The sequence below is a fragment of the Chryseobacterium sp. KCF3-3 genome (assembly GCF_045865955.1).
Lineage (GTDB): Bacteria > Bacteroidota > Bacteroidia > Flavobacteriales > Weeksellaceae > Chryseobacterium.
In genome coordinates this window covers 296,217-320,728 of record NZ_AP035792.1, presented here as the reverse complement: position 1 = coordinate 320,728, position 24,512 = coordinate 296,217, and the positions used below count along the sequence as shown (strand labels likewise).

The 24,512-nt window shown below is 35.4% G+C and carries 18 protein-coding genes and 1 tRNA gene; 6 read left to right on the top strand and 13 right to left on the bottom strand.

What is annotated here, in order from left to right:
• The first annotated feature begins 13 nt into the window (after positions 1–13).
• Positions 14–1,258: a hypothetical protein gene (locus tag ACKTTZ_RS01505; RefSeq protein WP_407847052.1), complete on the top strand. Its 1,245-nt coding sequence runs from the start codon at positions 14–16 to the stop codon at positions 1,256–1,258.
• A gap of 92 nt (positions 1,259–1,350) precedes the next feature.
• Here ACKTTZ_RS01505 and ACKTTZ_RS01500 read toward each other — a convergent pair whose 3' ends face one another.
• The 4 genes from ACKTTZ_RS01500 to ACKTTZ_RS01485 all read right to left on the bottom strand — a co-directional run bounded on the left by ACKTTZ_RS01500 (position 1,351) and on the right by ACKTTZ_RS01485 (position 6,204).
• Positions 1,351–2,700, bottom strand: coding sequence for a DUF3472 domain-containing protein (locus tag ACKTTZ_RS01500; RefSeq protein WP_407847051.1), 1,350 nt, complete (start codon positions 2,698–2,700; stop codon positions 1,351–1,353).
• 219 nt (positions 2,701–2,919) lie between these two features.
• Positions 2,920–2,992, bottom strand: a tRNA-Phe gene (locus ACKTTZ_RS01495).
• Between the two features lie 109 nt (positions 2,993–3,101).
• On the bottom strand, positions 3,102–4,943 hold the full coding sequence (locus ACKTTZ_RS01490; protein WP_034695185.1) for a lysophospholipid acyltransferase family protein: 1,842 nt from the start codon (positions 4,941–4,943) through the stop codon (positions 3,102–3,104).
• A gap of 22 nt (positions 4,944–4,965) precedes the next feature.
• Entirely contained in the window at positions 4,966–6,204 is a 1,239-nt protein-coding gene (locus tag ACKTTZ_RS01485) for an aspartate kinase (protein ID WP_253317006.1), read from the bottom strand.
• A gap of 324 nt (positions 6,205–6,528) precedes the next feature.
• On the opposite strand from ACKTTZ_RS01485, the gene fbp reads away from it, so the two are divergent.
• Together fbp and menC are read left to right on the top strand one after the other, a co-directional pair.
• The gene (gene fbp, locus ACKTTZ_RS01480) at positions 6,529–7,545 is read left to right on the top strand and encodes a class 1 fructose-bisphosphatase (protein WP_034695188.1); all 1,017 of its coding nucleotides are present in this window, start codon (positions 6,529–6,531) and stop codon (positions 7,543–7,545) included.
• The gene (menC, locus tag ACKTTZ_RS01475) at positions 7,546–8,550 is read left to right on the top strand and encodes an o-succinylbenzoate synthase (protein ID WP_407847050.1); all 1,005 of its coding nucleotides are present in this window, start codon (positions 7,546–7,548) and stop codon (positions 8,548–8,550) included. It abuts the gene before it with no gap.
• Between the two features lie 14 nt (positions 8,551–8,564).
• Here the strand turns inward: menC and ACKTTZ_RS01470 are convergent, their stop codons facing one another.
• Positions 8,565–8,732 carry a bacteriocin-like protein gene (locus ACKTTZ_RS01470; protein WP_156106428.1) on the bottom strand — a complete coding sequence of 56 codons (168 nt, stop codon included), beginning with the start codon at positions 8,730–8,732 and terminating at the stop codon, positions 8,565–8,567.
• A gap of 447 nt (positions 8,733–9,179) precedes the next feature.
• Positions 9,180–10,310, bottom strand: coding sequence for an alpha/beta hydrolase (locus tag ACKTTZ_RS01465; protein WP_034695190.1), 1,131 nt, complete (start codon positions 10,308–10,310; stop codon positions 9,180–9,182).
• Between the two features lie 153 nt (positions 10,311–10,463).
• Between ACKTTZ_RS01465 and ACKTTZ_RS01460 the strand changes: the two genes are divergently transcribed.
• Positions 10,464–12,137 (top strand): glutamine--tRNA ligase/YqeY domain fusion protein, encoded by a 1,674-nt coding sequence (locus ACKTTZ_RS01460; RefSeq protein WP_407847049.1) that lies wholly within the window; start codon positions 10,464–10,466, stop codon positions 12,135–12,137.
• Positions 12,138–12,727: 590 nt separating this feature from the next.
• On the opposite strand, the gene ACKTTZ_RS01455 is transcribed toward ACKTTZ_RS01460, so the two are convergent.
• The 3 genes from ACKTTZ_RS01455 to ACKTTZ_RS01445 form a co-directional block, all read right to left on the bottom strand.
• On the bottom strand, positions 12,728–13,624 hold the full coding sequence (locus ACKTTZ_RS01455; RefSeq protein ID WP_407847048.1) for a 3-hydroxyacyl-CoA dehydrogenase: 897 nt from the start codon (positions 13,622–13,624) through the stop codon (positions 12,728–12,730).
• A 272-nt stretch (positions 13,625–13,896) separates the two neighbouring features.
• Complete coding sequence (locus ACKTTZ_RS01450; RefSeq protein WP_407847047.1) at positions 13,897–15,825, bottom strand: oleate hydratase; 1,929 nt, start codon at positions 15,823–15,825, stop codon at positions 13,897–13,899.
• Positions 15,826–15,914: 89 nt separating this feature from the next.
• The gene (locus ACKTTZ_RS01445) at positions 15,915–16,796 is read right to left on the bottom strand and encodes an AraC family transcriptional regulator (RefSeq protein ID WP_034695194.1); all 882 of its coding nucleotides are present in this window, start codon (positions 16,794–16,796) and stop codon (positions 15,915–15,917) included.
• A gap of 301 nt (positions 16,797–17,097) precedes the next feature.
• Here ACKTTZ_RS01445 and ACKTTZ_RS01440 point away from each other — a divergent pair, with 301 nt between their 5' ends.
• Positions 17,098–18,279 carry an MFS transporter gene (locus tag ACKTTZ_RS01440; RefSeq protein ID WP_407849121.1) on the top strand — a complete coding sequence of 394 codons (1,182 nt, stop codon included), beginning with the start codon at positions 17,098–17,100 and terminating at the stop codon, positions 18,277–18,279.
• Positions 18,280–18,371: 92 nt separating this feature from the next.
• Here ACKTTZ_RS01440 and ACKTTZ_RS01435 read toward each other — a convergent pair whose 3' ends face one another.
• Entirely contained in the window at positions 18,372–19,337 is a 966-nt protein-coding gene (locus ACKTTZ_RS01435; RefSeq protein ID WP_034695196.1) for a YpdA family putative bacillithiol disulfide reductase, read from the bottom strand.
• Positions 19,338–19,468: 131 nt separating this feature from the next.
• On the opposite strand from ACKTTZ_RS01435, the gene ACKTTZ_RS01430 reads away from it, so the two are divergent.
• Positions 19,469–20,110, top strand: a complete 642-nt coding sequence (locus tag ACKTTZ_RS01430) for a hypothetical protein (RefSeq protein WP_407847046.1) — start codon at positions 19,469–19,471, stop codon at positions 20,108–20,110.
• 125 nt (positions 20,111–20,235) lie between these two features.
• On the opposite strand, the gene ACKTTZ_RS01425 is transcribed toward ACKTTZ_RS01430, so the two are convergent.
• The 3 genes from ACKTTZ_RS01425 to ACKTTZ_RS01415 form a co-directional block, all read right to left on the bottom strand.
• Positions 20,236–21,528: a glycosyl transferase family 1 gene (locus tag ACKTTZ_RS01425; RefSeq protein WP_407847045.1), complete on the bottom strand. Its 1,293-nt coding sequence runs from the start codon at positions 21,526–21,528 to the stop codon at positions 20,236–20,238.
• A gap of 57 nt (positions 21,529–21,585) precedes the next feature.
• Positions 21,586–21,768 carry a hypothetical protein gene (locus tag ACKTTZ_RS01420; RefSeq protein ID WP_407849119.1) on the bottom strand — a complete coding sequence of 61 codons (183 nt, stop codon included), beginning with the start codon at positions 21,766–21,768 and terminating at the stop codon, positions 21,586–21,588.
• Positions 21,769–21,962: 194 nt separating this feature from the next.
• Entirely contained in the window at positions 21,963–24,503 is a 2,541-nt protein-coding gene (locus ACKTTZ_RS01415; protein ID WP_034695200.1) for a YfhO family protein, read from the bottom strand.
• Between the last annotated feature and the right edge of the window lie 9 nt (positions 24,504–24,512).

Genomic DNA, 24,512 nt, shown 5'->3' with positions numbered 1-24,512 from the left:
AAATATAATTTCTATGAATATAAAAAGTAAAATTAGACTAACAATATATTCCTTATTAATAATGAGCAGTTTAAGCTGCCAGGAAAAAAAGCCCAGTTCAGAAAATAATCAAAAAACAATAAGTATGAATGATGATACTATAATACCAAAAGTTCTCAAGAAGCAGTTGCAGGAGGGTTCAGGTAAATCAATTGATGAAGCAGGAGCTGAACTAGTTAAAATACCATTTGATACTGAAGAGCTTGATGCATCAGCTGAAACTGTACAAAAAATATTATTTTCAAATGGATTTAAGGAAATATCTAATAACGAATTTATTGATAAAATTAAAACTGTTTTTGGAAGAATAATAGATATTAGCTCAAGTAATCCATTCTTATACGTAAACTATTTTGATAAATGTGACAGAAGTTTTGTAACTTATAGTAATAATAGTGTTGATTATGAAGGAGGATATATTGACAAAAAAAGAAAACTTTTCACTGACTTTTACTATTTACCTGAAATTCTTGATTATCAAAAAGAATATCCCACATTAAGTGATATCGAATCTAGTAAAATTATTAGAAAATCAAGTTCACAAGTCGACGTTGAAATTCCACATTGGAAAGATGTGGTAAATCTAAAAGAGCAAAGAAAAGTAAATAATCAAAGAATCATTGCAAGAAATATGTACTTGTTCAATGATAACAAAACATATATCATTTGGTTAGTAACTCATGATAAAAACTTTATAAAATTATTGGTTAAAAATTTTGGTTATGATAAAGAACCTAAATTTAATGAAATGATTATTAATGAATATATTCAATCTAAAGATCAATATAAAATAGGTGAACTTATATTTGCTAAAAATTGTAATAAAGAATTAGAAATACGGGATGGGATATTGCAGAGTTTGACTGACACTTATCAAAAAAGCTCAAATCCTAAAGATTTATACGGATTAATGGAGTTCGGGTCAAAATTATTAGAAACAGATGAATACAATAATTATTCAGAGAATGAAAAAATTAAAATGATAGCTTATCTTGCAAATACTTATGATTTCCTGTTCAAAAAAAATCACAGGAATCAGGATGGTTGGGATCCTAGATGGAATATTTTAGGAGCATATTTTGAAGATGATTCAAGGAGTAAAATTAAATGGCCTCATTTAAAAGAAGAGATGCAAAGAAATAATTATTACGGTTTACCTAATTTAAAAGAAGTGATAAGCTATGCTGAAGGGTTTGATAGTGTAGGCGCTCCGGATTAATTGATGAAAATTCTAATAGATCTTTAAAAGGACAAGATAAAAAAGCCAGCTATTATTTAAAGTAGCTGGCTTGTTATTTTTAAATGATCATTCTAAGGAAGTGTAGAAAAATTAATATTTGGAGCTGATGTAGGTGCACTAACAGAAAACTGTGTGCCGGGAGCAACGACTGTATTAAAGAACCCTCCATTTTGCAAAAAGAAAGCGTTACCATTGGTGCCTCCTATGGCATCTATTCTTTGTTGGGCATTATAAGTGTTATCCACACTGAACTTTGCTCCGGAAATGGCAAACCAATTGCCGTCTGAAGTTCTTACCCATTGATTTTTGAATTCTGCTTTTCTGCCCTGATATCCATTTTCGGGATTGAAATTTTCAACAAAACTATAGAAGCTTTTAAGATAAGTACTGGTTTGAGGCCGTTTCCAGCTGGCTATCAGCTTCCATGTCGTAGAATCCGGAGATAAAAACCAGGCTGTAAAATCTGTTTTTCCGGTTCCATCAGGTTCACCTTTTAATAAAAATTTATAGGTTTGTCCTGCACTCCAGTTGTATTTGTAATAGCTTTGTCCGCCCGAGCCTTCATTGCCAAATTCTCCAATTGTTACTCCGGTTCCTGCTCTGTTCAGAATGATTTTGTGATCGGGAGGAATATTATTGGGATCATCGGTTTCAAATGGGCTCCATACTGAGAATAAAATCCTTCTTTCCGTAGCAGAATTAACCTGCATTCCAAAATAGCCCGCACTAAAGCCATTGGCCATAAAATAAGAGCCAATTTTATCTTCTCCCACAGGGACTGTTACTTCGTTGTAATAATAGCTGACATTACTCGTAGTAGGAATCATATAATTCAGGTGGCAGGAAGGCCCTCTGCGTGCCCAGTAATAATAAGATGGATCATTGCTGTAAATATTGGTTCCTGTAGAAGCTGCTCCACTGAAAGTAACACCTGTTACATCAGCAAAATATCCTCCGGTTTTGGAGACTCCCTGAAGATCAACTTTTACATAACCCGGAGAAGAAATAGTAAAATCTCCCACGGTGTAATCCTTAGAAGTAGATCCGGTTAAAGTAACATTTTTGGAGGTGTTGCCTACTGTTACCTTTACAACACTTGTACCTGAAGGAACAGAAGCTTTTAATCCAATGTTTAATGTTCCGGTATTACTCACCCTGAAATAAGTACTTATAACACTATTGGAGTTGGTCCAGTTACCCAGGTTAGTGGAAGTAATAACTTCATTGGCTCCCGAAGGCTTTACTGTTAAAAAAGAATTTCCGGCAATTGGCACGGTGAAGGATGAAGTTTTATTTACAGCTGAGGTGTTTTTTTGTTTTGTAACAGTATCCTCTGTTGCCATAGTGTTTTCTGCACATGATTGAAAAATGAGCAGAGCAGCAATACCCCAAAAGGTATTGGCTAATAATTTTACTTTCATAGTTTATTTGTAATTAGGTTTGTTCTACTAAATTAAGTCTTACCTGTCAAATAAAAAATTAATTCCCAAACTTTTGATTAATTTTTTGTTTTAAATCAAATATGGAAAAATGTATTGTGCTTTTATATCCGTTTAGCAATATGTCTGAAGTAAGAATGAGAGAAAGGAGCTGAATGTAAAAAACAAAAAAACCTCTAAACTGAATTAGAGGTTTTAAAGTGGTTTCTCCAGGAATCGAACCAGGGACACATGGATTTTCAATCCATTGCTCTACCAACTGAGCTAAGAAACCATTATATTTTTGTTTGACTTACTTCGTTGTTTTAAAGTGATGCAAAAGTAGTAAGTTTTAGTATACAAAGCAAGTATTCATCGTACTTTTTTTGAATAAAATTAAAAACTTACTGATTATCAGCCGGATTATTTTCCTGCTCCTTTCTGATCTGCTCACTCATCTCTTCCAATACAGGTTTGATCGTGTTTTCCGGAAGATCACTGATTCTGATATACATCAATCCATCGATCGCATCATTAAAGTTTGGATCCACGTTAAAAGCAATTACTTTAGCATTTTGTTTGATGTATTTTTTGATCAATACAGGAAGTCTCAATTCAGGCTCAAGGTCATCAATAATCTTGTCCAGTTTATTAAGATCAGACTCCATTTCCTCAAAGAAAATGTTTTTATCCCTGTCGCGAAGCTTTACTTTGTATTCATTCCTTGGAGTGATATACTGAGCTACTGCGGAATCAAAATAATTTGAACGCATAAATTCAATCATCAATGATTTCGAGAACTCTGAGAATTTATTCGAGATACTCACTCCACCCATAAGAAATTTATGATCAGGATTTCTCAGACATACATGCACAATTCCTCTCCATAAAAGGAAGAGTGGAAGTGGTTTCTGCTGATATTCCTGGCAGATGTAAGCACGACCCATTTCAATTACCTTTTTGAAGAAAGGATGGATGTCCTGTTCAAACTCAAATAAAGAGCTTGTATAGAAGCCTTTGATACCATATTTCTTCATTACCTCTCTACCCAATGCCATTCTGTAAGCACCAGCCAGCTTTTTCTCACCATTGTCCCAAAGGAACAGGTGATGGTAATGCTTGTCATACTCATCAAGATCAAAAGGAAGATTACTTCCTTCACCTACCGCACGGAAAGTAAGCTCTCTCTGACGTCCGATTTCCCTCATAATAGAAGGAATTTCCTCGTAAGTCGTAAAGTAGATTTCATAATTTCCGTTACTGAAAAGCATTTTATCAGTTCCTCTCAATTTATCGACATCTTTAATAATATCTTCCAGAGGGGTTTCATCAATGATGTTCTGAACAATATTCTCTTCTTTTAATAAAGGGAACTTAACAGATAAATTCTGAAGATTGATGCTTTGGGCAAGGGATTTTCTCTTTTCATAGTAAGATTTCATCATATAAACCTTACGTTTTAAAAACTCTCCCAATTCCTCAATCGTTTCCATCTCGTCCATTGCCTTTACGGTAATTGGGCGTCCAATTCTGATTCTGATAGGTTTTTCCCTGTCATTCATCATTTCTGCAGGAAGCATCAGAGTCTGCAAATTCGGGTGAAGCTTAGCCACCTGATAAAAAAGTCTGCTGTTCTTAGCATGGAAATACATAGGAACTACCGGCACTTTAGCCATTCTGATAAGCTTAAGTGCCGTTTTTTCCCATTCCTTATCTAAAATTTCTCCGTAAGGATTGTTCTTGTTGGAAACTTCTCCTGCCGGGAAAATACCTACACAGCCTCCGTTTTGTAAATGCTTGAGGGTTTCACGCATTCCCGAAGAGCTGCTGTAAGCGTCTTTTCTGTTTTCAAAAGGATTTACAGCGATTACGTACGGTTCCATAGGTTTGATCTTCTCCAAAAGGAAATTTCCCATTACCTTAAAATCCGGACGAACCTCTGATAAGACCTTGCACATCAGAATCCCGTCAATAGCACCCAGTGGGTGATTGGAAACCAAAACAAATGGTCCAGTTTTCGGAATCTTTGCCAGATCCTCTTCAAAAGCTACATAGCTTAGGTTTCTTTCTCTCACAAATGAGTCGAAAAAGTCTTTGCCTTCCTTGTCTTTTAATTTATCGTATAATTTATTTACTTCGTTTATTTTAGCAATGCTCATCACAGCAGATGCTACCGGGTTCTTGAGGAACCCAAGTTTACTTAAGCCGGAAGCTTTGATCAGATCGTTTTTCGAAATTAAACTCATGTGTGTTTAGTCGCAATTAATATTATTGTGTTACCATTTGAAGAGTATTCTTGGAGATTTGTTCCAATAATACATTTTTTTCATGGTAAAATTTATCAATGTGATCCTTCTTCGCATTTCTTACTGTGAATAAAGATACATTTTTAATTGCTTCGGTTTTAAAAATTTTTTGAAGCTCTTCGTTGAGCTCATCAATATGATTAAATTTATCCTCAAGGCACAGTGCCAAAGAGATTGCAGAATTCTGCATCAGGGAAACTTTGATCTTGTATTTAGATAAATATCCAAAAATCAGGCTCATATGATCTTCTGCAATAAAAGAGAAGTCTCTGGTTGAGATTTTCAAAAGATCCTGGTTTTCTTTCAGAATGTAAGATTCTTCCTGTTGGTTTTTGTCAGAAGCACCTACTTTTGTTCCTTCTTTAGTAGGATCTACAAAAGATTTTACATAAAAAGGAATATTTTTTTGTTGAAGTGGCTGTAATGTTTTTGGGTGAATAACACTTGCTCCATAATAAGCCATTTCAATAGCTTCCTCATAAGAAATGTTGGAAAGAAGAGTTACATCACTGAACTTTCTTGGATCTCCGGTCATTACTCCAGGTACATCTTTCCAGATCGTCATTGCTTCAGCATTTAAGCAATATGCAAAAATAGCAGCAGAATAGTCAGAACCCTCTCTTCCTAACGTCACCGTAAAATTATTGTCGTCAGAACCGATGAATCCCTGAGTTACGTAGCAGATTTCAGGATTAAGATGGGAAATAAATTCTTCTGTTCTTGTCCAGTCTACCGTACCTTCTCTGTAAGAATTATCCGTTTTTACATAATCTCTGGCATCCAGCCACTGATTTGTAAATTGGATCTCATTCAGATACTCACTCACGATTTTAGTAGAAATCATTTCTCCACAGCTTACCACCTGATCGTATACGAAGTTGTAATTAGGAGATTTATTTCTTCTTAAAAAAGAATCAATATCATCAAAAAAGAGATTGATTTCAGCAAAAACCGCATGATTTTCAGGAAAAAGTCCTTCCGCAATTTCCATGTGTTTTCGTTTTATCTTTTCAATCTCAGCTTGATAGTTATCTTTTTTGAAATAAAGTTCTACAACTTTTTCCAACTCATTTGTCGTCTTGCCCATTGCTGAAATTACCAGCAAACATTTGGCAAATCCCTGGCTTTTTAGAACCATGGACACGTTTTTTACACTGTCAGCATCTTTTACTGATGCTCCACCAAACTTGAAAATTTTCATTAAATTGTTAAAAATAAAATTGTTAGATAAAAAATTACATGAGTTTTTTACGGACGTCAAAATTATAAATTTACAACGAGATATGAAATAGCCTAGCGAGGAGATAGAATTAAGATTTCCTTAAAATCAACAAATAATGAAATAATTTGTATTTTTTGTGTTCCTGATTCAACAAAATCGGAGACATAATTTCCAGTAAAGGCTTGGGATTATCTTGTGTTTTGTTTGTATTGTGTTGAAATACAGTGATTAATCTCTTTTTTAATTAAATTTTCTTAATGCGATAAATTTTCCGAAATTTGGGCAAAACGTAAAAAGAAAAATATGTCAAATCAACCATTACAGACTTTAGGAGAATTTCTTATAGATAAACAGGACGATTTTCAGTATTCTACAGGTGAATTTTCTCGTCTTCTAAGTGCAATAAGATTGGCTTCGAAAGTGGTAAACAGAGAAGTAAATAAAGCCGGAATTGTAGATATTACAGGAGCTGCAGGAAACCAAAACGTTCAGGGAGAAGAGCAGCAGAAACTAGATGTGATTGCTAACGAAATTTTTATTACGGCTTTGTCTCAAAGAGAGGTTGTTTGTGGTATTGCTTCTGAGGAAAATGATGACTTTATTGATATTAAATGTGGTGAAAACGGACATTTAAGTAAATATGTAGTATTAATTGATCCTTTGGACGGATCTTCCAATATTGATGTAAATGTTTCTGTGGGAACTATCTTCTCTATCTACAGAAGAGTTACAGAACCGGGAACTCCTGTACAGTTGGAAGACTTTTTACAAAAAGGGATCAACCAGATTGCTGCGGGATATGTTATTTACGGTTCATCTACCATGATTGTTTATACAACAGGTAATGGAGTAAACGGATTTACATTGGATCCATCTTTGGGAACATATTATCTTTCACATCCTAACATGACTTTCCCAAAAACTGGAAAGATTTATTCTATCAACGAAGGAAACTATATCAAATTTCCTCAGGGCGTAAAGAATTACCTTAAATACTGCCAGATGGAAGAAGGTGACCGTCCATATACTTCAAGATATATCGGTTCATTGGTAGCAGACTTCCATAGAAACATGCTGAAAGGAGGTATCTATATTTATCCTTCTTATTCACAAGCTCCGAATGGTAAATTAAGACTTTTATACGAATGTAATCCAATGGCGTTCCTTGCAGAGCAGGCAGGAGCAAAAGCAACTGACGGATTCAGAAGAATTCTTGAAATAGAGCCTACAGAACTTCACCAAAGAATTCCTTTCTTCTGCGGAAGTATTGAAATGGTAGAAAAGGCTGAAGAATTTATGCGTATCGACAGCGTGAAATAAATGGAAGCAACATACTTACAATATTTATTACAATTTAAACGCCCGAGTGGAACATCTCGCGGCGTTTTGCTTGATAAAGAAACCTTTATTCTGACGATTACCGAAGAAGGAAGAAAAGGAGTGGGAGAATGTGCTATTTTCAGAGGACTGAGTTTTGATGACAGACCCGATTATGAAGAAAAACTGAAATGGCTTTGTGAAAATATCAATCAGGATGCGGAATTTTTGAAGGAAGAACTGAAAGATTTTCCTTCTATCTGGTTTGGATATGAGCAGGCAGTTCAGAATCTGAAATATGGAGACAGTCTTTATTTTCCTGGTGAATTTACCGAAGGAAAATCTGCGATTACCATCAACGGACTGATATGGATGGGCGATGCTGGGTATATGGAAGAACAGATTCAGGAGAAACTGGAAAAAGGTTTCCATTGTATCAAATTAAAAATTGGTGTCGATTGGAAATCTGAGCATGTTATTCTCCAGAAATTAAGAGAAAAATTCTCAAAAGATCAGCTGGAACTTCGTGTGGATGCTAACGGAGGATTCAGTAAAGAGGAAGCAGTCATTGTGTTACAGCAGCTTGCTGATCTTCATATTCACTCTATTGAACAGCCTATTAAAGCCGGAAATTGGAATGATATGGCTGAACTATGTGCAAAAACACCTACTCCCATTGCATTGGATGAAGAACTGATCGGAATTATTGATCCTGAAAAAAAGAAACAACTTTTAGAAACGATAAATCCTCAGTATATTATTCTTAAACCTGCTTTAGTGGGAGGGTTTTCAGGTTCAGATGAATGGATTTCTCTGGCAGAAAATCAGAATATAGGCTGGTGGATTACTTCAGCTTTGGAAAGTAATATCGGTTTGAACGCCATTGCTCAGTATACATTTACCAAAAAAAATCCAATGCCTCAAGGTTTAGGCACTGGATCTTTATTTGTCAATAATTTTGAATCCGATTTAGAACTCAGAAATGAGCTGCTGTGGTTCAAAATATAATTGTTAAAAATTAATTAGCATAATGGTGGAGGTGAATCTGGACAAGTAGTTTGGCCACAATAGTCAGGTGCCCATGATCTGCAGCACATAGCAACCGGATTCCAGCTGTTGCATCCAAGAGGTGGTCTTCCTCCTTTGATGGATTTTAATTCTCCTCTTTTGATTTTCTTTAGATTTTTCATGTTATTGATTTTATTTGATTGGTAAGTAAATGTCGATAACTTTTTTTAATTATACAACACATGGGGAATTATTTAGTAATATTTAACAATTTTACTAAAAAGTTTGTATTGTTTGAAATCTAAAAAGGTGGTTCCGGTTTTTCAATTTAGCAATCCCTTCCTATGCAGAATAGATGAGGGTTATTTTTAATCCGGTCTTTATGAGGATGTAGTAGTTCTGTATCGAATATTTTGTTGATTTAGAGGTTTTTACTCAGTTAAATCACATCTTTTACGAAGATGGCTTTCTTGATATAGTTTAATATATCAGAAAACCTTTTTTTAATCTGTCCCATAATAAAAAATTGTAATTCCCTAACGTTTGAATTAGCAATCTCTGTGCCATACTGTAATTTGAGGCTAATTTTAACACAGAGTTTATTTTTTAAGAATTATTTTAATTATTTGTTAAGAAATAATTGTGAAAATATTTTCGTTATCCTTTGATCTGTTGGTGATAAGATTTCTGTCAATTCCGTTTAAATTTTGAAAGATATCTTTCTGTACCTGCGAGCTTGAAAGGTATCCCCAATGATTTCCTACTTCATATTTAAGACTGTTGAGAAGATCATCTTTTACAAAAGTACAGTCGATAATAGACACAATATCTTTGTAATGAGCAATATCACTTGGTCCATTTTTACCAAGTCTTGGGGTAAGAATATTTTTGGTAAACTGAGAAGCCCCCAGAATAATATCCTGTCTGTTTAAGTAAATAGAAATCCGGTTGGCTAATAATGGCAGTTTATTGAATGAATCCTCAGAATCTTCAAACACTTTATAACTCACATCTGCATTCAACAGGAGAACCTGGTCAATAACACGCAGTATATTCTCTCTCTTAAGGCTGTATAACATACTTTGAAGCACTCTGTTTCCCATAGAGTGAGCCATAAGATGTATTCTTTGATTGCAGGGAGCAAGATCCCGGTTAGAAAAAATATCTTTTAAAAACTGAGTATAGAAATAAAACAATCTCACCAGAGAAGTTCCGGAGTTGATGCTGGAAGCCTTATCATCAAAATAACTCAAAGGGATCATACTGCCGGAAGCGGGCCAACTGACAAATAAGATATGTTCTACAGGAGATGCCGGATTATCAATGAATATTTTTTTTAGATCAAGTATGGCCTTTAATTCATCATCAAAATCATACAAATAACCATGGATGAATATCAGTACATCACTTCTGTCTTTGGTAGAAGACATATTTTTGTACAATTCATAAAACATTCTTTGGGTTCCGCCAAGATTATTGGCTGTAAGAGAGGATTTTTTAATTCCCTTTTCATTTAACAGAACCTCTAGGACTTCTTCATACCCTTGTTTTTCAGGTTCGGAAAAAAGCTTGTAATTCAGAATGTTTCTGTTGGTATAATCTTTCTTCTTTTTGACCTGTGCGGTAGGTTCCTTATAATTGTCAAAATCGCACTTGGCGATCCTGAAATTAGGAATCGAGTATTCTTCATTGGAAAAAGAGTCTACTCTTTCGCCTTTGTGCCGGATAATTTTCCGGTTGCTTAAGATATAAACGGCCATGACGGTTAATTGGTTAAAATGGTATTAGCATCCCGAAATTAGTGAAAAATATTGAAATACAATACATAAGGCTTTTAAATTATCACTTTTACAAAAGCTTATTTTTCCGTAACTTTGTGAAACTTTTTTTGCAAAAAAATAAAAGCTACTTTAATGGAAGAAGAAAAAAAATCACTCAATTTTATTGAGCAAATTATAGAAGATGATTTGGCAAACGGTCTGAAAAGAGATCAGATTCGTTTCCGTTTTCCGCCTGAACCTAATGGTTATCTGCATGTAGGGCATACAAAAGCCATCTGCATCAACTTTGGTCTGGGCGAAAAATACAATGCTCCCGTAAACCTTCGTTTCGACGATACGAACCCTGAGAAAGAAGAACAGGAATTCGTAGATTCTATCATGAAAGACGTTGAATGGTTAGGTTTCAAATGGGATAAAGTTTTGTATGCATCCGATTACTTCCAGCAGCTTTACGATTGGGCGGTTCAGTTAATTAAAGAGGGAAAAGCTTACGTAGATGAGCAGCCTTCTGAAGTAATTACTGAACAGAGAAAAAATCCTGCAGAACCAGGAATTGAATCTCCATACAGAAACCGTCCTGTTGAAGAATCTTTAGATTTATTCGAAAGGATGAAAAACGGAGAATTTGAAAGTGGTTCAATGTCTCTTCGTGCAAAAATTGACATGGTTTCACCTAACATGAATATGCGTGACCCTGTGATGTACAGAATTTTGAATAAGCCTCACCACAGAACCGGTACAGCTTGGAAAATTTATCCAATGTACGATTGGGCTCATGGTGAATCGGATTATATCGAACAAATTTCGCATTCACTTTGTTCTTTAGAATTTGAAAATCACAGACCTTTGTATAACTGGTATTTAGATCAGGTTTACGAAGAAGGAAGAGTTAAAAACAAGCAGAGAGAATTTGCAAGGATGAATGTTTCCTATATGATTACTTCCAAAAGAAAGTTACAAAGATTGGTAGCTGAAGGAGTAGTAACGGGATGGGACGATCCTAGAATGCCTACTATCTCAGGGATGAGAAGAAAAGGATTTACTCCTACTTCTATCAGAAATTTTATTGAAAAAGTAGGGGTAGCGAAAAGAGAAAACCTTATCGAAATTCAGTTGCTGGATTTCTGCGTACGTGAAGACTTGAATAAAGTTGCCAAGCGTGTAATGGCAGTAGTAGATCCTGTAAAATTGGTGATCGAAAACTATCCGGAAGATAAAGAAGAATGGTTAGAAACTGAAAATAATCCTGAACAGGAAAATGCAGGAACAAGAGAAATACCATTCTCAAGAGAAATCTATATAGAACGTGAAGACTTTAAAGAAGAAGCTAACAATAAGTTTTTCAGACTTAAATTAGGTGGAGAAGTTCGTTTGAAATCTGCTTACATCATTAAAGCTGAAAGAGTAGAGAAGGACGAAAATGGTGAAATCACTACCATCTATGCTACTTATGATGAGAAGAGTAAGTCTGGAAGCGGAACAGAGGAAAGTTTAAGAAAAGTAAAAGGAACTTTACATTGGGTATCTGCAAAACATGCTATTCCTGTAGAAGTAAGAACCTACAACCAACTGTTTACAGTGGAGCAGCCTGATGCAGAAAAAGATGTAGATTTCTTAAACTTCATCAATCCTGAATCAGTAACTACTGTAAAAGGATTTGCTGAACCGAACCTGAAAGAAGTAGCTGTTGGAGAGCCATTGCAATTCCAGAGAATCGGATACTTTACAAAAGATCAGGATTCTACAGAAGATACTTTGGTATTTAACCGTACAGTAACATTGAAAGATTCTTATAAACCTGAATAATTTTCAGGAATAGATCATAAATAAAAGCAGGACTTCATTTTTGGAGTTCTGCTTTTTTGTTTTTGTTGGAAAAAGCAAAGACGTTAGGAAGTTTATACATGGTGAATATTTTTAAGACACGAAGAAATCGAAGGTTTCCGGCAAGTGTAATGTTTATTCAATCACTATTCTTATCTTTAGGAATAAACATTATACAATTTTATCGAAGATAAAATCTTAGCGCCTTAAAAACGGGTAGAAAAAAAAATTGCGTCTTTGCGTTTTCCAGCCTATAATTTTATAAGTCAGAATTATTTTAATAGCATTTGACAAATAAAAACAGGACTTCAAAAATGAAATCCTGCTGTATTTTTTGTTGGGAAACGCAAAGGCGCTAAGAATTTTATGCATGTGATTATTTTTAAGGCGCAAGAAAATCGAAGATTTCCAGCAAGTGTAATGCTTAAGCAATCATCATTTTGATCACTGGGAATAAGCCGTATACAATTTTATAAGCTAAAATTATTCTTTAAAATATTTGATAAACGAAATCAGGACTCCGTTCGAAGTCCTGATTTTATTTAATAGTTTAAAATCTGAAGTATAAGATTCTATTTCAGAAAGTCTTTGTCGCGATATGCAGGATTAGGATATTTATAAAATCCTTCCCCTGTCAATACTCCCAGTTTTCCTTTATCAATATAATCTTCTTTTAATTTTTCTACAGCTTTTATTTTCAACGGATTCTGAGTTTCCTCAGCTTCCATTTTGTTGATATTGTAGGCGGTTGTAATTCCTACCACATCCAGAATACCAAAAGGCCCTGCAGGTGCTCCTGTAGCTACCATCCATGTCTTATCAATTGTTTCTATATCTGATACTTCATCAACCCAAAGATTGACAGCTGCACCAAGCAAAGGAACTAGTAATGAATTGACAATATACCCAGGTTGCTCCTTCTGGATAGGTAATGCTACCATTCCAATATCTTTTGCAAATTGGATGACAGAATCAAATACTTCCTGTGAAGTTCCCGGGTGACGCATCACTTCTCCGGTATTGTGTTTCCAGATTTCATTAGCAAAATGAAGGGCTACAAATTTCTCCGGTCTTCCCGTATCTTCAGCAAACTGACTTGGAAGTAGTGTAGAGGAGTTCGTTGCAAATACTGTTTTTTCAGGTGCTACCTGTGCCAGCTTATGGTAGAATTCCGTTTTGATGGCTGGATCTTCAGGAACTGCTTCTATCAGAAGATCGGCATCTTTCACGGCTTCAGCAAGGTCTGATGAATAATTGATATTTTTAAATGTGGCATCAAGTTGTTCCTTTGTTGCTCCCAAATCTTGCTGGTATGCCATACTTAAAGCGGTGAATTTACCTTTGGCTTTTTCCAATACTTCATCATTGATATCATATACGGTAACGTTGAAACCGTGATAGGCAGTCTGGAAGGCGATCTGATATCCCAATACACCACTTCCTGCTATCGTTATATTTTTAAAATCCATGAGATTTATTTTTAATTAAAAATGTTTTTAAAGTAGATGATACTTTTAAAAAAAATGCTACTTTGTCTTTGACGCAAAGGCTTAGAATAATAATGATTTATTATAGGAAGCAAAGAAGAGAATCAACAAGTTGATTTGATGAAGCGTATTGCTTTGCAGAGCAGATTTATCTGCCTTTGCTCTCTTAGAATAAGAATAAGTTTTTTATAAACCTTTGCGTTAAGAATAAAGTATATACTACTTTAAAACTATTGTTTTGTAAGCTAATATTTTCAATCTTTTACTCCTTTTACCCATTCCTGAAATCTGGTTAAGAAAGATTCGTGTTCTTCTTTTTCTTCCGGACGGTTTACAAGGATGTGTTCAAAATAAGTTCCTTTTAATATTTTTCTTAAAATTCCTTCTCCTAAGAAAGGTTTATAGTCATTCAAAGCCTGGGTAGCTTTTAATAAATGTCGGATGTCATACTGTAACGGATTAATGTCCGGAACCTGTTTGTTGAGATTAAGAAGGTTGTAAACAGCTATTCTTGCTGTTCTCACAGAGCTTTCCATAGTAAAGACAACATCATTATTGGTTTCTACAAACTGTCCTACAAGACCTAAGTTGGTACATCCTTCAGGAACTACTCTCGGACGGTCTCCCTGTGCTCTTGGCATAAACATAGAAGTAATATAAGGCATAAATGCCGTACGTACAATGGTATTTTCTATAACATTATCCAGTTGGTCAGTCATTCCAAGGTGATAACACAGCTCGGCAAGAATCTCGTTTCCGGTACACTGAGGCATTGGTTTTTTAATATAATTACCTTCTTTATCCATCAATAAAGCGTATACCCATACTACAAGGATATCATCTGGCTGAGTAGGGAAATGGGGCTGTCTGTTGCAGGTAAAACTCATTACCCAATTGGAGTCTGTAATGGTAATAATCCCTCCGGTAGCTGTTCTTCCTGAATAAGGATCATTTACACACAGTTCTTTCAGTTTTTCTGTAAAAGCAGAAGGACGACAGGTTAATGTAGCAGATTCCCATGAAGATTTTTCAATATGGCTACAGAATTTTTCAGGTTTCCCGAACACTTCAGATTTTGCAGCAAGATTTTTCCAAAGTTTCCATCCGGCACTTTGTCCGGCGCTGCTGTTGTCTATCGTAACTTCAGGAACGGTATTATTGTCTCCGTAGAATGTACTTTCAGTCATAGATCCGGTAGTTACGATAACGTAATCATCTTTACCGATGGGTATTCTTACTTCCTCTCCATTCTGTTCAGTGATGATTCCTTCTACAGTTTTTCCTTCCGTATTAATATGAATATCAAGATCTTTTACCAATGTATTGAACCGGATCTGTACTCCTTTTTCCACCAGGAAGTTTTTTAATGGAGTTACATACGTATCGTATTGGTTGTATTTTGGGAATACAAGGCATGAGAAGTCTTTCATTCCGTCAATAGCATGAAGGAATCTGTGCATGTATAGTTTCAATTCCAGTAAGCTGTGCCAGTTTTCGAAGGCAAACATAGAACGCCAGAAGAACCAGAAATTACTGTTGAGGAAAGATTGAGAAAAATAATCTTCAATCGTAAGATCATCCAGCTCTTCTTTTTTCTTTAACAGCAATTTTACAATCGCCAGCTGATCTTTTTTCTCCAGCCCGAATTTACTGAAATCTTTAATTTGTCCCTGATTGTGGATCAATCTTGCTTTAGAATAATTCGGGTCGTTGTCATTGACAAGACGGTATTCATCCAATACACTATAGGGTGCAGGAAGTTCCAGAGCAGGAATATCCTGGAACATATCCCATAAATTTTCATAAGTCATATCCATTTCTCTACCCCCACGGATGATGTAACCGTCTTTTGCATTACCGGCTCCATCCAGAGATCCGCCTTCCACATTCAGCTGGTCAAGGAAAATAATATTTTTGCCCGGTACACGGCCATCACGGATAAAATAATAAGCGGCAGACATGCCGGCAATTCCGCTTCCTACAATATAGATTTTACTGTTTTCGTAAGACTGTAAAGGAATTCCTTTATTACGTTGATAGTTTCCGATCTGGTCGGAGAAAGGCATAGTTTTTTCAGGAGTGTTAATCTGAACTTCTTTACTTGAATCCGGTTCGTGGTTTACGTTTCCAAACTGGTCAGAGGCATTTAAAACTTTGTCGAATTTTGAATTGATCGTACTCATTTTGTATTGTTTTTAATTAACAGTATAAAGGTAGCTCTATTCACAAAGCGATATATATCCCCAAGTTCAGAATTATTATCCCCAAATTCTCATGACTGAATATTTTCTTTCATTCTGTATTCTGACGGAGAAAGCGTAGTATGTTTTTTAAAGAAACGGCCGAATGCCGAGGCGGAATTAAACTGTAACTCAAATGCAATTTCAGAAATCGTCATATCAGGATTTCCGAGCATGACATAAGCTTCTTTCAGTAAGGCTTCATCAATAACCTCATGAGGTGTTTTTCCGCTTGCTTTTTTAATGATTTCGATGAGGTATTTATTGGAAACATGGAGCTGATCCGCATAAAACTGAACCATTCGTTCCCTGGTGATGTTTTCTCTGATCAGTTTACTGAATTTCAGATAAAGATCTTTTTTTCCTTCTTCTTTTTTGTCCGGATTTGAAGAGTTTTCCTGTTCTATAATTTCAGCGGCCTCCAACAGCAGATTGAAAATAATAGTGCGGATAATTTCTTCCGTAAATTTTCCCTGCTTCTTCGATTTTTTATCAAGATAATCCAGAAGGTTTTGCAGCTGCGATGAGTTTTTTGCAGTGGTTTTTATAATGCTGTAGGAACCTTTAGAGAAAAGGTTCATTTTTTCAATGATGAAAGGATTGGAGATATTTTTAATCAGAAAATTCTTGTCAAAGAACAGCAGTTTCATTGTAAAATCATTGCTGGTTTTTCCAAATTTTACAATCGTAGATGGTGCAGCGATAAGGAAACTATGAACATCTACTTTATATTTCTGACGATCTATCTCAATATGGATTTCTCCTGCAGTACAGACGCACAGCGCATAATAATCCATTCTGAAAGGAGTCTTTGGAAATTCAAAAATGGGTTTTCCGGAAGAAATATAGTAGGATTGCCGGCAGTCAATACTGTAAAAGGATAGCGTATCATGTAAATTTTCGTAGGTTACCATTCTCAGTATCGGTTAAATTTTTATTGTGTTTTTAAGTGTTTTTAGTTTAAAAACCCTTGTTGTTACTGCAATTTACGATTTTTATAAAGGTATTAGGATTTTATATTATAAAAATTTCCATTTTTTTCGAAATATGGTTTATTGGGTATTTTTATGAATGTTATTGATAAAAAAGAGGTGTAAACAAAGGCTTTTGGGTTATTTTTATCTAATTTTGCACTTTCAAATTCCCCCAAATATTATTGTGAGACTAATTAACGTATATACGAGTTCTTTTAAAGGACTCTCGCAGGAGAGTTGGATGCTGGCGTTGGTAATGCTCATCAACAGGGCCGGTTCTATGGTACTTCCGTTTCTGGGAGTTTATATGACTAATCATTTACATTTCAGTATTGAAAATTCCGGAATTGTACTGAGTTTTTTTGGAATAGGTTCGGTTATTGGATCGTGGCTGGGAGGAATGATCACGGATAAAATAGGTGAGTACAGAGTACAGAGTCTGAGCTTACTTCTCAGTGTTCCTTTATTTTGTATGATCCCGCTCTTTACTACCGAAGCTGGTCTGGCAGGAATTATTTTAGCCCAAAGTATTGTAAGTGAAACTTTCCGTCCTGCGAACTCGGTGGCGATTACCAAATATGCAAAACCTGAAAATATTACCCGTGCTTTCTCACTGAACCGTATGGCTGTAAATCTCGGGTTTTCAATTGGTCCTGCGCTGGGTGGTATTTTGTCGGCTATTTCTTATGAATTTCTGTTTTTCAGTAATGCACTGGCTGCTTTGCTGGCGGGATTGATGTATATCTGGTTTTTTAAAGGCCGTGCAAAATTGGCAAAAGAAAAGGCAAAAAAGGTAAAAGAAGTTATCATTATTAAAAAAGAAAGCTCTCCCTATCGGGATAGTAAATTTTTGATTTACTGTGTATTCTGTATGCTGTTTTCCATATGTTTCTTCCAGTTGTTCAGCACTCTGACCATATTTTATAAGGATACAGCACATTTAAGTCAGCAAAATATCGGATACATTCTGGGATACAGCGGTTTCCTGATTGTATTGCTTGAAATGGGACTGGTACAGGTCGCTGAGAAATATTTTACTTTAGCCTTTACAATGCTGTTCGGGACTTTCCTATGTGGTATTTCCTATGCAATGCTTGCGTTTGATTACAGTATGATTACCCTTGTGCTGTCTATGACCTTACTTTGTGTAGGAGAAATATGGACACTTCCATTTATGTCTACCATTACAGCATTACGCTCGGGAAAGAACAATAAAGGCGCTTATATGGGACTGAACGGGATATCATTTTCCATAGCATTTATCATTACACCTTATATAGGAACACTCATTGCAGAAAAGTTAGGATTCAATGTATTATGGATCGGAACCGGATTGCTTGCAGTATTTATTGCCATTGGTTTTTACTTTATCATTCCATGGATGCTTAAGGATAAAAATAAAGCTGAAGAAGAGATAATATAATGTTTTTGATTCATGAATTTTAAAATAAAAGGGTTCGGGCAATTTCGTAGAAATTGCCCGAACCCTTTTTAATATATCTTAGTCGTTTACGATTAAAATTTTGAAATAATCGAATTGATGATCATATTCGCATGAACCCTGGAATTTTCAATGAACCAGAGGTGGGTGTCTTTTCCTCCGCAAACTACTCCTGCAAGATAGAGATTAGAAATATTGGTTTCCATGGTTTCAGGCTGGTAAAAAGGATTCAGGCAATCTCCATGAAGCTCAATCCCTGAATTTCTCAGGAAATCAAAATCCGGAAGATAGCCGGTCATGGCCAACACGAAATCATTGTCAATTTCATGAGTTTCTCCTTTCTCATCTTTAAAAACAACAGAATTTTCTTTAATTTCGATCATTTCTGCATTAAAATGAGCTTTAATGCTTCCTTCAGCAATTCTGTTTTCTATATCTGGCTTTACCCAATATTTTACACTTTTTGAAACCTCAGAATGACGAATAATCATCGTCACTTCAGCTCCTTTTCTGTAAGTTTCCAGGGCTGCATCTACAGCAGAGTTACTTGATCCTACTACCACAATTTTCTGTTTTGCATAAGGATAAGGTTCGGTATAATAATGTTTGACCTTCGGAAGATTTTCTCCTGGGATATTCATAAGATTAGGAATATCATAAAATCCGGTAGCAATAACTACATTTTTGGCCTGATAGATTGCTTTGGTAGTTTTGATCTCAAATATTTCATCCTTTTTCAAAACATTCAAAACCCTTTCATAAAGATTGATATTCAGATTTTTTTGTCTTGCAATGCCCTGATAGTATTCCAGAGCTTCCTGTCTTCCCGGCTTTGGAGCAGTAGAAATAAATGGCACTTCGTCAATTTCCAGTTTTTCTGCAGTAGAGAAGAAACGCATATATAAAGGGTAATTGTATAGTGAGTTGACAATAGTTCCTTTTTCTATAATTAGATGACTAAGATTGTTTTTTTGAGCTTCAAGGGCACAGTTCAAACCGATTGGTCCGGCCCCGATAATCAGAATATCCAACATTTCCATCTAACAAATGTACGATGTAATTTTTAAAATGAGAAGCCTAAACCTATCAACTCTTATAGTCTTTATCTCTTTACATCATTTACTGCTTGGCATCAGTTTTGGTGTTTTTTATCAATTTCAAAATGTAAAATATGAAAAAATTATTGATTGCGGTTTTCGCTATGAGTATTGTTGTTGCCTGTAAGAAAGAAGTAGGAAACCCTGTTCCTAGCGAGATTGATTCTGTTGCACAAGCAAAAACAGACACCGCAGGCACTGTTCAGAATAATGCTGAGAAAGAAGCTGTTGTAAAGCAGACTAATGATGAGGTTTTGAAAGCACTGAAAGCTAAAGATTATGCAACTTTTGCATCCTTGATTCATCCGGAAAAAGGAATCAGGTTTTCAATGTATGCTTTTGTTAATTTGAAGGAAGACAAACATTTTTCTAAAGCAGATTTTGAAAAATATCAGCCCACCAAAACTTTGTTTACCTGGGGAGCACAGGATGGTTCAGGTGATTCTTATAAAGCAACCATTAACGATTACCTAGGAAAATGGGTTTTTTCTAAAGATTTTACAACATCACAATATTCACTGAATAAATTCATCGGAGGAGGTAATTCCCTTAATAATTTACAAGAGATTTATCCTAAACATGATTTCACCGAAAATTATATCAAAGGAACCGAAAAATATGGCGAAATGGATTGGAAAACAGTTCGTTTTGTATTTGAAGAATTTCAGGGTAAATATTACCTGATTGCTGTTGTGAATGACCAATGGACGATATAGAAGTTAGAAGTTAGAAGTTAGAAGTTAGAAGTTAGAAGTTAGAAGTTAGAAGTTAGAAGTTAGAAGTTAGAAGTTGGGAAATGGAATAAACTTCCAGCTTTCAGCCTCTAACTTCCTTTCTCTTCTTATTTCAAAACTTCAGTCAGTTGCTGAGTAAGATTTTTTCTTGTAAACTGTTCTATATGTTGAGTGTTTTCGAGAAGGCTACCATTTTTCCAAAGTTCAAATTTTTCAAGAATAAACATTTTAATGGTTTCAGTATCCTGATAACTGAAATGTTTTCCTGCTTGTGTTTCTTCCAGAATTTTTGCGACATCCGCTTTGTCCGGACCGAATGACAGGATCTGTTTGCCTGAAGCAAGATATTCAAATATTTTTCCGGGGATGATACCTTTTGAAGAATCATTCGGGAAATTAGTGATAAGAAGAATATCTGAGTTTTGCATTTCTTCTACAGCTTTCCCATGAGCCAGATACCCAAGGTTCAGGATATGATTTTTCAGACTTGAATTTTCTATAGTCTGAAGGATTTTATCATCTATTCTTCCTACAAATTTCAGCTTAAAATCAGCTGCAAATTCAGGATTTTCTTTCACCAGTTCGTCGAGTTCTTTCCATAGATTTTCAGGATTTCTAAGCTGTTCCAAAACTCCGATATAACTTAAGGTGAATTTGTTTTCACTCTTTTGTCCTTCCACTTTTTTGCCTGAATCACTTTCATCAAACCCATTCGTAATACAAACTGCATTAGCTCCTGCTTTCCTGAAATTTTCAGCATCAGTATAGCTTGTAGCAAGTGTAATGTCTGCATTCTTAAATACAGAACTTTCCAATTGACGATGCTTTTTATCCGAACTTTTAGTTAATTTCAGGTGTTTGTAATAGGAAATCTCTGTCCATGGATCACGGAAATCGGCAATCCATTTCAGATCTGGCATTTTGCTTTTCAGTCCCAAACCAATCAGATGAAGTGAGTGAGGTGGACCGGAAGTAACGATGGTATCTATTTTATTTTCTTTCAGGTATTTTTCCAGAAATGTAACAGAAGGTTTTACCCAAAAAACTCTGGCATCAGGAATGAAAAAATTACCTCTTACCCAAATTGAAAGTTTGGATTTCCAGCTTTGGTTTTTGCCTACATCAAATTGTCCTGCCTTGAACTTTTTATTGCTTTTATTAAGCTTTTCAGCCAGCTGATAAGGTTCCCAAATTTTGGTTCTTACCATCTCGATGTTTTCCGGAACATCTTTCATCAATGTTTCGTCCAGCAATGGATAGTTTGGATTTTCCGGAGTATAGATGATCGGTTTCCAACCAAAATCAGGCAGATATTTTGCAAACTTCAGCCATCTTTGAACACCAGGACCTCCCGCAGGAGGCCAGTAATAGGTGATAATCAATATTTTCTTTTGTTCCATTTTTAAAATTAAATGGGTATTTGTCATTCTGAACGAAGCGGAGCGCAGAGAAGAATCTCATTCTATTTCTTCATTGAGAAATTTCCAATCTGGATTGAATTCTTTAATTAAGTTTTCTTTCTTTTGTCTGGTCCAGCCTTTTATTTGCTTTTCCTTTGTTATTGCTGTCTCAATCTCATTAAAATGTTCAAAATATATTAAATAAAAGCATTTATATTTTGAGGTGAAGCTCTTTTCAATAGCTTCTGGATTTTTATGCCAATATAATCTATTCTTTAAAATCGTTGGTAACTCCTGTATATAATACTGTTTTAATTTTATTAGTCAGTATATAAACATAGTAATTATGAGTACCTAACGTTTTCATATTTGATTTTGAGATTCTTCATTACGCTATGCTTCATTCAGAATGACATTGCGCAATATTATATTGTTTAAGCTTTTTGTTCAGCTACAATTTCTTTTTTCTTGTTCTTGTTCATCCAGAAAATTCCAAATGCAGCCAACAGGATAAATAATCCGAACGAAAGAAGAGAAACCCATTTTCCTTTTTCAATCACTTCAGGTTCAAAAACCATTCTGATATGGTGATTTCCTGCCGGAACATGTACTGCACGAAGTAAGTAATCTGCTTTGATGTACGAAACTTCTTTCTCGTCTACCAGTACTTTCCATCCGTGAGGATAATATACTTCAGAGAATACAGCCAATTGAGGTGTTTTCGACTGAGATTTAAACTCAAGTTCGTTAGGCTGGTATTTTGTAAGAGTGATAAATGCTGTAGAATCTGCCTGAACAGGTTTGTTATCAAAATAGGATTTGTCAGATGAAGCAATGACAGCTGTTTTCTTATTGTCGATAGATCCGATAGCTTTAATTTCCTGATTAGGAGTATCTACAAATTTTAAATCACTTACAAACCATGCATTTCCATTGGCTTTAGGATTAGGAACAACCTGGGGCTGCTCAGGACCTCCGAAAACCATGTATTTTGCATTCAGTAAGTTTAATACATTCGGTGTTTTTACACTGTCAATACTATTGATATATTCATTCAATACATCATCATATCTTCTTAATTTTACAGCGTGATAACCACCGATGGAAGCCTTAAAATAAGATGTATTGGTTTCGCTGGTAACTCCCAATGTCTGGTTGTAAATTCTGTAGTGTGTTTTATCTTTTTCAGCGATAGTTTCCAATGTTTTGTTGATATTGACATTGGATAAAATAGATTCCAGATTTGGATTTCCCTGCACTTTTTCAGCCAACAGGTCTGAACTTTCTGTCTGGAAAGGATTTTCAGCAAAGATTTTATCTACATAGTTTTCGTCATTCAGATAACGCTTGTTTACAGTCCAAAGGTCGAATAAACTTACAACTCCGATCACTACCAAAGCAATATTCTGGTTCAGCTTTTTCTTTAAAGTTAAGAATAATGCAGCAGCAGTAATCGCTACATAAATGAATGCTTTTATAGCGTCTATTCTGAATAGTTTATATCTTTCATCTACCAGATAATCAAGTAGGAAAGGAGGGAAGTAGGTTTTTTCGCTTTCTGTAGCAAAACCTAACAATGATTTTCCAAAGATTAAAAGAATCAATAAAAATCCTAACGTTCCACCTCCTACATACATAAGGATCTTTTGTTTGTATTCTTCAGTCAGTTTTTCATCTGTAAAGAATCTGTATAATCCCAGAATAGCAATTAACGGGAATAATAACTCTACTACAACTAAGATTGAAGAAGGAGCTCTGAATTTATTATAGAACGGTACATAATCGATAAAGAAATCGGATAATGGCATAAAGTTACTTCCCCAAGCCAGTAAAATGGTCAGGATGGAAGCTCCCAAAATCCAGTAACGGTATTTTTTTGAAGCAAAAAAGAATCCTAATAGGGCAAGGAAACATACGATAGCTCCCTGATAAGCAGGTCCTGATGTTCCCGGTTGATCTCCCCAGTAAGTAACTCCGCTGAAACCTTTGGAAATTCTATCCATTTCAGCCTGTGAACCTACATTTTCCTGAACCAGTTCCTGAACTCTGTTCATGATTTCTTTTCCTTCAGGTTCCTGACTTCCTCCACCCATTAATCTTGGAATGAAAAGGTTTAAAGTTTCCAGTTGCCCATAGCTCCACATCAGCATACTTTCTTTGTCCATTCCGGATTTTCCTGAAGTATGGCTGTCGTTATTTAAAATCTGCTTTCCACGAACGGTTTCTTTTACATATTCAGAATTGGCCATGATTCTCTGTGAATTCATTCCAACTCCAATAATACATGATGCAGCGATAATTCCTGATGAAATAAGGAAATGCTTCATCGGTGTCTTTTTCTGGATGGCTCTGATCAGTTCAGAAAGGAATAAGAATCCTAACGCAATGAACAGATAATAGGTCATCTGTGGGTGGTTGGCAGCAATTTGAAGCCCCATAAAAAGGGTAGTGACAATGAACCCCCAGATGTATTGTTTTCTGATATACACCAGTAAAATACCGGCCAGCAACGGAGCAAAATATTCAATAGTGTTTACTTTACCGTTATGCCCGGCTGCAATAATAATATAAAAATAGGTTGAAAGCCCGAAGAAAGTAGCCCCTAGAAGAGCATATTTCCAGTTTCTGACCACTACCATTCCCAAAAGGAAAAAACCTGCAAATAGCAGGAAGAGATAATTAACCGGCCTTGGCAGGAAATTCAGATTGCTGTCGATTTTTTTGATGATGTCACCTTTGAACTGGCTTCCCATCTGATAAGTCGGCATTCCTCCAAACATGGAGTCACTCCAATAGGTTTCATTTCCGGTATTGGCTCTATAGTCGAGCAGTTCTTTTGCTCCTCCTCTGTACTGCACAATATCGTGCTGGAAAAGCTGTTTTCCTGAAAATACAGGAGTGGAATATAAAAATGCTAAAACTATAAATACTACTAATGAAGCTGCAATATAAATTAAGTTTTTATTTTTTGCCATGCTGGTTAT